Annotated in this window: 9 protein-coding genes; all 9 read left to right on the top strand. The window is 63.0% G+C overall.

Going from position 1 to position 12598, the window contains the following annotated elements; genetic code table 11:
* Positions 1-22 precede the first annotated feature (22 nt).
* The 9 genes from BLQ01_RS20605 (at position 23) to BLQ01_RS20565 (ending at position 12475) form a co-directional block, all read left to right on the top strand.
* Positions 23-1819, top strand: coding sequence for a peptidoglycan D,D-transpeptidase FtsI family protein (locus tag BLQ01_RS20605; RefSeq protein WP_026542503.1), 1797 nt, complete (start codon positions 23-25; stop codon positions 1817-1819).
* A 102-nt stretch (positions 1820-1921) separates the two neighbouring features.
* Complete coding sequence (locus BLQ01_RS20600) at positions 1922-3559, top strand: UDP-N-acetylmuramoyl-L-alanyl-D-glutamate--2,6-diaminopimelate ligase (protein WP_091554093.1); 1638 nt, start codon at positions 1922-1924, stop codon at positions 3557-3559.
* Between the two features lie 6 nt (positions 3560-3565).
* Positions 3566-5056: a UDP-N-acetylmuramoyl-tripeptide--D-alanyl-D-alanine ligase gene (gene murF, locus BLQ01_RS20595; RefSeq protein ID WP_091554089.1), complete on the top strand. Its 1491-nt coding sequence runs from the start codon at positions 3566-3568 to the stop codon at positions 5054-5056.
* Complete coding sequence (gene mraY, locus BLQ01_RS20590; RefSeq protein WP_026542506.1) at positions 5053-6162, top strand: phospho-N-acetylmuramoyl-pentapeptide-transferase; 1110 nt, start codon at positions 5053-5055, stop codon at positions 6160-6162. Before murF ends, mraY begins: the two co-directional genes overlap by 4 nt.
* Complete coding sequence (gene murD / locus BLQ01_RS20585; protein ID WP_091554086.1) at positions 6144-7733, top strand: UDP-N-acetylmuramoyl-L-alanine--D-glutamate ligase; 1590 nt, start codon at positions 6144-6146, stop codon at positions 7731-7733. The genes mraY and murD overlap by 19 nt, the downstream gene beginning before the upstream one ends.
* A 2-nt stretch (positions 7734-7735) precedes the next feature.
* Positions 7736-9037: a putative lipid II flippase FtsW gene (gene ftsW, locus BLQ01_RS20580; protein WP_091554083.1), complete on the top strand. Its 1302-nt coding sequence runs from the start codon at positions 7736-7738 to the stop codon at positions 9035-9037.
* Between the two features lie 6 nt (positions 9038-9043).
* Positions 9044-10162, top strand: a complete 1119-nt coding sequence (gene murG / locus BLQ01_RS20575) for an undecaprenyldiphospho-muramoylpentapeptide beta-N-acetylglucosaminyltransferase (RefSeq protein WP_026542509.1) — start codon at positions 9044-9046, stop codon at positions 10160-10162.
* Positions 10159-11541, top strand: coding sequence for a UDP-N-acetylmuramate--L-alanine ligase (gene murC / locus BLQ01_RS20570; protein ID WP_091554081.1), 1383 nt, complete (start codon positions 10159-10161; stop codon positions 11539-11541). The genes murG and murC overlap by 4 nt, the downstream gene beginning before the upstream one ends.
* The gene (locus BLQ01_RS20565; RefSeq protein ID WP_091554078.1) at positions 11534-12475 is read left to right on the top strand and encodes a cell division protein FtsQ/DivIB; all 942 of its coding nucleotides are present in this window, start codon (positions 11534-11536) and stop codon (positions 12473-12475) included. The genes murC and BLQ01_RS20565 overlap by 8 nt, the downstream gene beginning before the upstream one ends.
* The last annotated feature ends 123 nt before the right edge of the window (positions 12476-12598 follow it).

The raw sequence follows: 12598 nt of genomic DNA, 5'->3' as shown, positions 1-12598 counted from the left end.
AGGCCAGCAGCAAGGAATCAACGTGGCTCAGAACCCCGGCACATCGAAAAAAACGAAGACGCCGGCGGCAAAAAAGCGGTTGCGGGTTGGTCTTGGCATCATGCTGACGCTGCTGTTGGTAGTGGGCGGCAAGCTGTTCATGGTCCAGGGCCTGGATATGGGCGGAATGGCCGAAGCTGCGCTGGCGAAGCGCCTGACGCCCCAGGTCCTGCCTGCGGAGCGGGGGCAGATCGTTGATGCCAACGGTACTGTCCTGGCCAGCAGCGTCATCCGGTACAACCTCGTTGTGGACCAGGTCCTGAATACGAACACGGCCACCTTTAAGAGGTACAACGAGAAGACCGAAGAGGTTGAGACCGTTTCCAGGGACCAAGGCATCTCGGAGCTGGCCACGCTCCTGGGTTCCGACGTCGAAAAAATCCGCGAGGCGCTGACCGGAGAGAAGAAGTACTTCGTGGTCGCCAAAGACATCAAGCCTGAGCTTGAAGACCGGATTTCCAAACTGAATATCCCGGGAGTGATCCCCGAAGGCGTCAGTAAGCGCGTGTATCCAAATGGCAGCGTGGCCGGTGGAGTAGTGGGTTTCCTCCAGGATGGCGTCTCAGGCCAAGCAGGCATCGAGCAGACCCAGGACGAGGTCCTGCGTGGCGTTGAAGGAAAGCGCGTTTTCGAGATCGGCGCTGACGGCCTGAGGATTCCAGTGGCCACCGACGAACTGACTCCGGCGGTGGACGGCAGTGACGTCAAGCTGACCCTCAACACCGATATCCAGTATTTTGCGCAGCAGGCCATCCAAAGCCAAGTGAACAAGATGAACGCCGAGTGGGGTTCCATCATTGTGATGGACATCAAGACCGGCAATCTTGTGGCCCTGGCTGATACCAATGCTCCGGATCCGAACGACCCCGGAAAGGTTGACGCCAAGGACCGTGGCGTCCGCTCCGTGACAGCTGCCTACGAGCCCGGTTCCGTGCAGAAGATGATCACGGCAGCTGCCGTGATCGAAGAAGGCAAGTCGTTCCCCTTGGATCACTTCACGATTCCAACTGCCTACACGATCGACGGGCAGACGTTCACGGACGCCTTTGAGCACGGCACTGAAGAACGCACTTTGGCCGGCATCCTGGGGTGGTCCATGAACACTGGAACCGTCATGGCGGGTAGCAGGTTGACCAAGGAACAGCGCTACGACTGGTTGAAGAAGTTCGGCATCGGTGAGCAGACGGACATCGGACTTCCGGCCGAGGCAACCGGCATCCTCGCCAAGCCTGATCAATGGGACGAACGGCAGCAGTACACTGTCCTGTTCGGACAAGGCGTTTCCCAATCGACGCTGCAGACAGTGCGCGCGTTCCAGAGCATCGCGAACGATGGCGTCATGCTGCAGCCAAGGCTTATTGACAGCTACATCACTCCCCAGGGGGAGGAACAGAAGGTTCCGGCCAAGGATTCGCGCCAGGTGGTATCCAAGGAGACCGCCCAGCAGGTGCGGGACATCCTCGAGAGTGCCGTCACTGAGGGGCAGATCAAGGACGCGGCAATCGATGGTTACCGGGTGGGTGCAAAGACGGGAACGTCACAGGCTCCCCGCGAGGATGGCCTGCCCGGATTCGACGGATACACCGCCTCGATGGTGGGCATGGCGCCCATGGATGACCCGCGTTTCATTGTTGAGGTGGTCCTGCAGCGTCCCAAGGGAAACATCTATGGCGTCACCAACGGACCGGTGTTCCGTTCGGTCATGTCACAGGTGCTGCGGACCTACAACGTGGCCCCGTCCACGGGAACTCCCGCGCGGCTGCCCCAGTTCGTCAAGTAAGCTTCTTGGGCGTCTGTTTCGGCCAAGATTCGATCCACCACTAACGGCCCGGGCGCCGCTGGCTCCACGCCGGTCGTTCCACGAGCACCAACGGAGAACTACGTGTCAGAGCACAATGAGGCAGCCAACAACGTCACGACGCCGGACGCAGGCCGGTCCGGCTTCAGGCCCGGGTCTGTTGCAGCGGTGCCCTTGGCCACCATCGCGGAGGTCCTTGGCGTGGCCGCCCCGGAAGAGGGGCACCACGGGGGAGTAACGGGTATTACGCTCAACTCCAGGGCAGTGGAACCCGGCGATCTCTATATGGCTTTACCGGGAGCTTCGCGCCATGGTGCCGACTTTGTTCCCCAAGCAGTAGAGGCCGGAGCCGCTGCCGTGGTGACGGACGACGCCGGGGCACGCCAGCTTGCGCTGGCAGGCGAACAGCCGGTGCCTGTCCTCATTGTTGATGAGCCGCGCACGGTGGTGGGTCCCCTCGCTGCGCTGATCTACCGCAGCCAGCCGGCCGAGGGCGGATCTCCCGCGCTCTACGGTGTCACCGGGACCAACGGCAAGACCACCACCACCTACTTCATCAACTCTCTGCTGCGGGCCCTTGGCCGGAAGACGGGGCTCATCGGCACCATCGAGATTGTGGCGGGTGGCGAACCCATCCCGAGCTTGCTGACCACTCCGGAGTCCACCGATGTCCATGCCCTGCTGGCATTGATGCGGGAGCGCGGACTGGACGCGGCGTCCATGGAGGTCTCGTCCCACGCAATCTCCTACCGCCGGGTGGATGGGGTCATGTTCGACGTCGCAGGCTTTACCAACCTCACCCAGGACCACCTGGACCTGCACGGGAGCATGGAAGAGTACTTCCGCACCAAGGCTGACCTTTTCACCGCCAAGAGGGCCCGCCACGCCGTGGTTACCGTCGATGACGACTGGGGACGCAAACTCGTTGACTTGGCCGATATCCCGGTCACGACTCTCTCCGCCGGCGGAGCAGCCGCTGGTTCCGACTGGCACGTCGCAGGCATCACTGCCCGCGGGCTAGGCTCCGAATTCGAACTCCGGCACGTCGACGGCCGGATGCTGCGCGTCCACACCGGCCTGCCTGGAGCCTTCAATGTGGCCAACGCGGCACTGGCCACCATCATGGTCCTGGCATCAGGAGTGGATGGACAGGCGCTTCAGGCGGCATTGGACGCCCATGATCCTTTCACCGTCGCCGTTCCCGGACGCATGCAGTTGGTGTCCACTGAACCGGCGGCCGTTGTTGATTTTGCCCACAATCCCGATGCCTTGGCGCGCGCCCTGGAGGCCGTACGATCCCCGGAGGAGGGGTCCCGGGTCATCGTGGTCTTTGGTGCCACTGGCCAGCGGGATCAAGGTAAACGGCCCACCATGGGTGCGATAGCCGCGCGACTGGCTGACGTTGTGATAGTCAGCGATGACGATCCCCACGACGAAGATGCAGCCTCCATTCGGGCAGAAGTGCTCCAGGGCGCCTACGCCGCGCGGGATACGGAGGGACTGACCAGCGAAATCGTTGAGTTTTACCCCAGGGACGCGGCGATCCGACTGGCCGTGGAGATGGCCGAAGCCAGCGACACCATCCTGGTTGCCGGGCGCGGCCACGAAGTGTGGCAAGAGGTCAAAGGCGTCAACCTGGCCCTGGACGACAGGGTGGAATTGCGTGCCGCCTTGACATCCAAGGGATTCAGCGTTTCAACGGACCAGCGGATAGAGTCCTAAACCGAGATGATTGCACTTACTGCGGCGGAGATCGCCGACCTCACCCATGGCCGATTGACCGGAGCAGCGGACGTCGTGCCCACCTCCGTCGTCACTGATTCGCGGGAAGCGACGCCCGGTTCCCTGTATGTGGCCAAGCGCGGCGAACACGCCGACGGCCACGATTTCGTCGCTGCTGCTTTCGAACGTGGCGCCGTCCTGGTTCTTGCCGAGCGTGAAGTCACCGATGTCGCTGGAAGCCCGTTCCCCGCCGTCGTGGTTGATGACGCCGTCCTGGCCATGGGCGCGTTGGCTGCTGAGAGCGTCCGGCGCATCAGGGCCGAACGTGCCCAGCACGGCGAGGACTTCACCGTCATCGGCATCACCGGCTCGGCGGGTAAGACCACCACCAAGGATCTCCTGGCCGGAGTGCTTTCCGCGGCCGGCAAGACCGTGGCCCCGCAGGGCTCCTACAACGGCGAGGTGGGCGTCCCGCTGACGGTTTTCGCTGCTGACGCCCAAACCCGTTACCTGGTCATCGAAATGGGTGCCACTGGACTGGGGCACATCAAGTACCTCGCGGACATGGTCAAGCCGGACATCGGTGTTGTCCTGGTAGTCGGCACTGCGCATGCTGGTGAATTCGGTGGCGTCGAAAACATCGCCAAGACCAAGGGCGAACTCGTAGAAGCGCTCACTGAGCACGGTACGGCTGTGATCAACCTCGATGACGCCCGGGTTTCGGCCATGCGAAGCCGGACCAACGCCAAAGTCCTGGGTTTCACATCTTCACCGGCGACCACCGAGGAAGTTGAAGCCCGCAACGTTGTTGTCAACGGCCAGGGATTCCCTGAATTTGATCTTGTACTCCCCGACGGCGGACCGGCGGTCCAGGTGCGAAGCCGGCTGATCGGCGCTCATCACGTCACCAACCTGCTGGCCGCTGCGGCAGCCGCCTTCGCGGCAGGTATCCCGGCAACAGCCATTGCCGCCTCCCTGAGCTCACAGTCGGCGGCCAGCCGCTGGCGCATGGAGCGCACGGAACGCGCCGACGGCGTGACCATCATCAACGACGCCTATAACGCCAATCCTGAATCGATGCGGGCCGCGCTGCGGACCTTGGCAGACCTTGGACAGGGCAGAAGGACCTGGGCTGTCCTGGGCGCCATGCTTGAGCTGGGGGAGGACTCCATCCGCGAGCACACAGCCGTGGGCACGCAGGTGGTCCGCTTGAACATCTCACGGCTGGTGGTGGTGGGACGCGAAGCGCGGGCCCTCTACATTTCAGCCATCCAGGAAGGATCCTGGGGAGACGAATGTTCGTTCACCGAAACGGTGGAAGAAGCCTATGAGCTTCTTCAGAACGAGCTCGAACCCGGTGACCTGGTGCTGTTCAAATCCTCCAACGGCGTGGGGCTGCGGCATTTGGGTGATCGGATAGCATTACCTCCACGGGCCGAGCCCACCGGAGACAACGCAGCCGGCACGGCTGCAAGCGAAGGGAACGAGCTGCTGTGATTGCACTTTTGATCGGCGCCGGCGTCGCCCTTCTGGTGGCCCTGATAGGGACACCCCTGTTCATCAGGTTCCTCGTGGCCAAGAGCTACGGGCAATTCATCCGTGACGACGGGCCAACATCGCACCACACCAAGCGGGGAACCCCCACCATGGGCGGAACCGTGGTGGTTGCCGCTGTCCTGATCAGCTACTTCGTAACGCACCTGATCATGTGGATGATGAACCCGCGCTCCCCAGGACCTTCCGCGTCCGGGCTTCTCCTGCTCTTCCTGATGGTGGGCATGGGCTTCGTTGGCTTCCTGGATGACTACATCAAGATTTCCAACAAGCGAAGCCTGGGGCTCAACGCCCGCGCCAAGCTGATCCTCCAAGCCGCAGTGGGAATCATTTTCGCCGTCCTGGTCCTGCAATTCCCCAACGAGGACGGGTTGCGTCCGGCATCCACCCAGATCTCCCTGGTCCGCGACATCCCGTGGCTGGACCTGGCCTTCGGGGGAACAGTGCTCGGTGCGATCCTTTTCATCGTGTGGTCCAACCTGATCATCACCGCCGCCACCAACGGCGTAAACCTGACTGACGGCCTGGACGGGCTTGCTGCGGGCGCCTCCATCATGGTTTTTGGTGCCTACACCATCATGGGTATCTGGCAGAACAACCAGGCCTGTGGATCCCCGCGGGAGGCCGGCAGCGGTTGCTACCAGGTGCGGGATCCCATGGATCTGGCCCTGTTGGCCGCGATCCTCAGTGCCGCTTTGGTGGGCTTCCTCTGGTGGAACACTTCGCCGGCAAAGATCTTCATGGGAGACACCGGCTCGCTGGCGATCGGCGGCGCTGTGGCAGCATTTGCCATCTTGTCCCGCACGGAACTCCTGCTTGCTTTCATCGGCGGCCTCTTCGTCCTGATCACCCTTTCGGTGATCATCCAAGTGGGCTTCTTCAAGCTCAGTGGCGGCAAGCGTGTGTTCAAGATGGCACCGCTCCAGCACCACTTTGAACTGAAGGGCTGGGCAGAAGTCACAGTGGTGGTCCGCTTCTGGATCCTTGCAGGCCTCTTCGTAGCTGCCGGCCTCGGAATTTTCTACGCTGAATGGGTGGTACTGCTGTGAACGGAAGCCCGGAGACGACGTCGTCCGTCACGGACAGGCTCAAAGGACTCACAAGCTGGGACGCTGACTGGAACGGCCTGCGGGTGGTGGTCACGGGAATTGGTGTGTCCGGCTTCTCGGCAGCGGACACCCTGATCGAGCTTGGCGCCAAAGTAGTGGTCGTAGATGCCGCCACCACCGCCAAGGCCAAAGCCCAGGCGGACACCTTGAAAATCGTTGGTGCCGTGGAAGTGTTGCTGGGCGAAGAAGCGGTCAGCGCCCTGCCCTTGATCGAGGACGCTTTGCCCGATCTTGTGGTCACCTCGCCGGGCTGGCGCCCTGACCAAGCTCTCCTGGCTGCCGCCAGGCGCAAGCACATTGCCGTCTGGGGAGACGTCGAGCTGGCGTGGCGGCTCCGCGTCCGTGAGGGACGCAAGACGGCGGATTGGCTCACCATCACCGGCACCAACGGCAAAACCACCACCGTGGGCATGACCGAATCCATGCTGCAGGCGGCCGGGCTCAAGGCCATCGCGGTAGGAAATGTAGGAACGCCCATCCTGGACGCTCTCAGGGATCCTGTGGACTATGACGCCTTCGCCGTCGAACTCTCCAGCTTCCAGCTCCACTGGAGCCACTCCTTGTCCCCGGTGGCCAGCGTTTGCCTCAACGTGGCCGAAGACCACGTGGATTGGCACGGATCCTATGCCTCCTACCTGGCGGACAAAGCCAAGGTGTATGAGAACACCCAAAAGGCGGCCGTCTACAACGCTGAGCAGATCGAAACTGAACGCATGGTGGAGAACGCCGATGTGGTGGAAGGGTGCCGTGCCATCGGGTTCACCACCAACACCCCGGCCATCAGCATGCTGGGGGTAGTGGACGGGCTGCTGGTTGACCGCGCCTTCATCGCCGAGCGCAAGGACTCCGCAGCCGAACTGGCCTCCATGGCCGACCTCGGACCTGTTGCCCCGCGGCATATGGTCGCCAATGCACTTGCTGCAGCAGCTCTGGTGCGCGCCTATGGCGTCGAGCCGGCAGCGGTCAAGCAGGGCCTCATCAACTACCTGCCCGGCGCCCACCGCATCCAGTTGGTGGCCAAGCAGAATGAGGTCCTTTGGATCAATGACTCAAAGGCCACCAATCCCCATGCCGCGTCGGCCGCGTTGTCTTCCTTCCAGCAGGTTGTCTGGATAGCAGGGGGACTGTCCAAGGGGGTCAACTATGACGACCTCGTCAAAGAACATGCACCCCGGCTCAAGGCTGTGGTGCTGATAGGTACCGATACCGCAGCGCTGGAAGGCTCCCTCCAGCGACACGCGCCCGATGTCCCGGTGATAGCCCAGCCGAAGGGCGACACTGAAGAGGTGCAGACCGCAGCCGGCAACGCCGCTTCGCCTATCTACGGCGAAGCAATCATGGCCCAGGCCGTGGCGTCGGCGGCCCAACTTGCCGCGCCGGGGGACACCGTCCTGATGGCGCCCGCGGCTGCATCCATGGATCAGTTCTCTTCCTACGCTCACCGCGGCGATGCTTTCGTCCAGGCAGTTCGCGAGCTTGTGGAAGGGCAGGCACCGACCACCGAGGAGTAACAATGGTCAGCACGCCCACCCGCACCCGCGGTAAAGACCCCCGGGACGGGAAACCCAAGGCTCCGGCCAAGCCGGGCAAGAAGCCTTCAGGGCTCCGCGGACACCTGCGCAACTTTTGGGACAGTCTTGAAGGCAAGGACAAAGCGCCCAACAGTTCCACGTACTACCTCATCCTCGGCTGTGCCCTGGCGCTCACTGCCATTGGCATCATGATGGTGCTGTCCGCCTCAAGTGTCGAGGCCATCTCCGAAGGGAAATCCCCCTACGCGGATGCCCTGAAGCAAGCCATGTTCGGCGTCGTCGGCCTGATTGCGATGTACGTCATCTCCCGGACCAACGTGAACTGGATGAAAAGGCTGTCCTGGTGGGCCCTCGGAGCGGTTCTGGTGCTTCTGGTCCTGGTCCAGGTGATGGGCAACACCGTCAACGGCAACAAGAACTGGATCGACATTGGCGGGATAACCCTCCAGCCTTCCGAGATGTCCAAGCTGATCCTTTGTATCTGGATCGCTGCGGTTCTGGCGCGCAAGCAAAAACTCCTCCACCGCTGGTGGCACGTCATCATTCCCGTAGTGCCGGGAGCCGGCATGGTCATCGCTTTGGTGATGCTGGGCAACGACCTCGGGACTGTCATCGTCATCGCAGCCATCACAGCTGCGGGACTCTACTTCGCGGGTGTGCCCGGGCGGATGCTGGCCATCGCCGGCATCATTGGAGCCGCAGGTGCCGTGTTGGGGACCATCAGCAGTACCAACAGGATCTGCCGCATCACCTCCTGGCTGGGAACGGCCTCCCAGACTTGTACTGACCAATTCGATTTCGATTTCCAATCAACCAACGGCATGTATGGGCTGGCACAGGGGAGCTGGACCGGCCTGGGCCTTGGGCAAAGCCGCCAGAAGTACAACTGGCTCCCCGAGGCCCACAACGACTTCATCTTCGCCATCATCGGAGAGGAACTCGGCCTGGTGGGGACCCTGGTGGTCCTGATCCTTTTTGCCATCCTCGGCATCGCTATTTTCCGGGTAGTGGTCCGGCAGACCGACCCGTTCCAGCGCACCCTTGCCGGTGGCATCATGGTGTGGCTGTTGGGCCAGGCAAGCATGAACATGGCGGTCGTCACGCAGCTTCTCCCCGTGGTGGGTGTGCCGCTTCCGTTTATCTCCTACGGAGGTTCGGCACTGATCATGTCGCTCTGCGGTATCGGCGTAGTCTTGTCTTTGGCCAGGGGCCAGTTACCGCCTCAGCAGCGTCCCCGTTTCCTGCCCCGCCGTTCTCCGAAAACCGCACGAAAGCGTACCTAGCACTTCATGACTCCTGACTCCCGCAACGCGTCCAAGCCTTTGTCCGTCGTCCTTGCCGGCGGCGGTACTGCAGGGCACGTCAGCCCGCTGCTGGCCATCGCCGATGCCATCAAGGACAAGCGTCCGGAGGCTGCCATCCTGGCTGTAGGCACGCCGTCGGGCATGGAAACGCGGCTCATACCGGCAGCCGGCTACGAACTCGCCACCATCGACAGGGTGCCGTTTCCGCGGCGGCCCTCCGTGGACCTCATCAAACTGCCCGGGCGATTGCGGTCCGCAGTCTCCCAAGCCCGGCGGATCCTGGAAGATGCCAAGGCTGACGTCCTGGTCGGTGTGGGCGGTTATGTCTGCACTCCCATGTACCTCGCCGCCCGCAAGCTGGGCATTCCTGTGGTGATCCACGAAGCCAATATGAAGGCAGGCTTGGCCAACCGGGTGGGGGCGCGGTTCAGCAACCATGTAGCGGTGGCATTCGCCGGCACCCGGCTGCGGGGAGCCCGGCACGTCGGCATGCCTATGCGCCGGGCCATCTCCGGCCTCCACAGAGCACAGGCCGCACCCGGTGCCAAGGAAGCCCTGGGCCTGGATCCGGACCGTCCGGCATTGATCGTCACCGGTGGTTCCTCAGGTGCCTTGAGCATCAACCGATCCATCGCTGCGGCCCTGCCGGCGTTGGCGGCCGCAGGGATTCAAACCCTGCACATTACCGGCAACGGGAAAGCCGTACTCGATGACCACGGCACGCTCCTGGCCGCCGAAGGCTACCGCCAGGTGGAATATGTGGACGGCATGGAGAATGTCTACGCTGCGGCCGATGTCCTGCTGGCCCGCGCCGGGGCCGGAACCGTCAGCGAAGTTGCTGCCGTGGGAGTTCCGGCTGTCTTTGTCCCGCTGCCCATCGGCAACGGGGAACAAGCACTAAATGCTGCGCCGTTGGTCAATGCAGGCGGAGCACTTCTGGTGGAGGACAAAGACCTCAACCCTGAGTGGCTTGAAAGGGAGCTCATCCCGTTGATCTCGGACCGCAAGCGGCTCGAAGACATGGCCGCCAAATCCGAAGCACTTGGTATTAGAAACGCCGATCAGCGCATGGCTGATCTTGTCCTGGAAGCGGTATCCGCATGACCACCAGCATCGCCCCCCTCGAGTCCTTGGGCCGCGTCCATTTCATTGGCATCGGCGGTGTGGGCATGTCCGCGGTCGCCCGGATCATGGTGGCCCGCGGCGTGCCCGTCAGCGGCAGTGATGCCAAGGACCTGCCGGTCATGCACGACCTCTCTTCGGCAGGGGCCCGCATCGCGGTGGGATACCACCAAGACAACCTGGCCGACGCCCAGACGATCGTGGCAGGTTCAGCCATCCGCGCCGACAATCCGGAGCTCGCCGCAGCCAGGGCCGCCGGGCTCCCCGTGCTGCACCGTTCCGAAGCGCTGGCAGCCACGATGGCAGGCCACCGCGTGGTAACAGTGGCCGGTACCCATGGGAAGTCCACCACTACGTCCATGATTGCGGTGCTGCTCAAGGAAGCCGGGGTTGACCCTTCCTTTGCCATTGGGGCAAACGTCCCGGCGTTGGGCGTAAACGCAGCCCATGGGGAGTCGGATATTTTTGTTGCCGAGGCGGACGAGTCGGATGGTTCCTTCCTCAACTACCGGCCGTTGATCGCCGTCGTGACAAATGTCGAAGCCGACCATCTGGACCACTACGGAACGCCGGAAGCCGTCTTCGCCTCTTTTGACAGCTTTGCTGCCCTCCTTCCCGCGGAAGGCCTTCTCCTTGCCTGCGCCGACGACGCCGGGGCCCGCGCGCTGGCCGAACGGACCCGGGCCAAGGGAACCACGCGCGTGCTGACGTACGGGACGTCCGACGACGCCGATATACGGCTTTTCGACGGCGGCCCGGGTGAGGTTTCCATCGCGGTTGGGTCAGGCGTCCATCCTGACCCCCACAAGGTTGAACTCCAGGTTCCCGGACGCCACAACGCCCTGAACGCAGCGGCCGCGTTCGCGGTCGCCGTCGAACTTGGCGTGGAACCGGAAGCTGCCGCAACAGCGCTCGGCCATTTCACCGGTGCTTCGCGGCGGTTTGAACTCAAGGGCCAGGCCAGGGGAGTACGGGTCTATGACGACTACGCCCACCACCCCACGGAGGTCCGGGCTGCGTTGTCCGCGGCCCGATCGGTAGCAGGCGGCAGTAAAGTCCACGTCCTGTTCCAGCCCCACTTGTTCTCGCGGACGCGTGAATTCGCCAAGGAGTTTGCCTCCGCGTTGGACGCAGCGGATACCGCCTTGATCCTGGACATCTATCCTGCCCGCGAGGACCCCATTCCGGGTGTCACCAGTGCGCTGATCGCCGATCAGCTGGCCACAGGGCGGTTGGTCTCGGCCGGCGAGGCAGTGGAAGTTCTGACAGGCGCCGCCCGCGACGGTGACGTCGTCCTGACCGTAGGAGCAGGTGACGTCACAGCTTACGGGCCAGTGATCGTGGAGGCCCTGGGTGGCTAGCACCCGAAAGCCGACGTACAGGCCAGGGCCGGACTCCCGGCCCGGTGCAGCGCGTCCGGGTTCGGCGCGGGTGGGTTCCCCGCGGGCAGTCGACAAGGCTGAACCGGAGGCCGTCATCAGCGCGCAGCGGTCCCTGGAGCCGGAGCGGACTACCGCCACGGCCAAGCAGTCAGTGGCAACAGGCAAAGCCGCGGCTTCAGCCGGGAGCCCGGACAACGTCATCGTCTTTCCGGAGCCGAAGGGGCGGCGCCGGCGTCGACTCGTGCTGTGGACACTTTCCATAGTGGCCGCCGTGGTGGCTGCCGTGATTGCCGGAGCCATCTTTTCGCCGGCGTTGGCGGTCCGGACCATTACGGTTGACGGCACCACGCTATTGACTCCGCAGGACGTCGAAAAAGCCCTGTCGGGCCTGAACGGCAAGCCGCTGCCGCAGGTGAGTGAAGAAGAGATCAACGAACTGTTGAAGCCACTGGTGCAGGTCCGCTCCGCCACGATGGAGGCCAGGCCGCCCTCGGAGTTGCTGGTGCATGTCAACGAACGCGTTCCGGTTGCCTTGCTGAAGCAGGGCGACTCTTACGTGATGGTGGACGTGGACGGCGTGCAGCTCGGGGCCACCAAGGACCAGTCGGCAGTGGCGTTGCCGTTGATCGACGCGGGGGCAGGATCCACCAACACAGAGTTGTTCAAGGCCATCGCAGCGGTGCTGGATACCTTGCCCACCGATGTCCGTGCCAAAATGTCAACTGCCTCGGCAGCCTCCGCGGACGCCGTGGAGCTGAAGTTGGTGGATGGAAAGACGGTAGTGTGGGGCAATGCCGAGGACAAGGAACTGAAGGCGAAGGCACTTGAAGCGCTGCTCAAGATGCCTGCGGACCCAAAGGTTCCAGTGAGTGTTTACGACGTCAGCGTTCCGCGGCATCCATTCACCAAATAAGCAGCTTTGAGAACGTAACCTGCGGCCGTCGGTGGCCTTATTTCGCGACAATCACACGACACGCGCAAGCGGAGATTGCATGTGCGAACCATAGGAAATACCGTCGCAGTAGAGTTACTTGAC

Origin of the sequence: Arthrobacter sp. UNCCL28 (assembly GCF_900102805.1) — a bacterium.
Taxonomy (GTDB): Bacteria; Actinomycetota; Actinomycetes; order Actinomycetales; family Micrococcaceae; genus Arthrobacter; species Arthrobacter nicotinovorans_A.
Note: the sequence above shows the minus strand (reverse complement) of the source record. Positions and strands in the feature narration are given on the sequence as shown.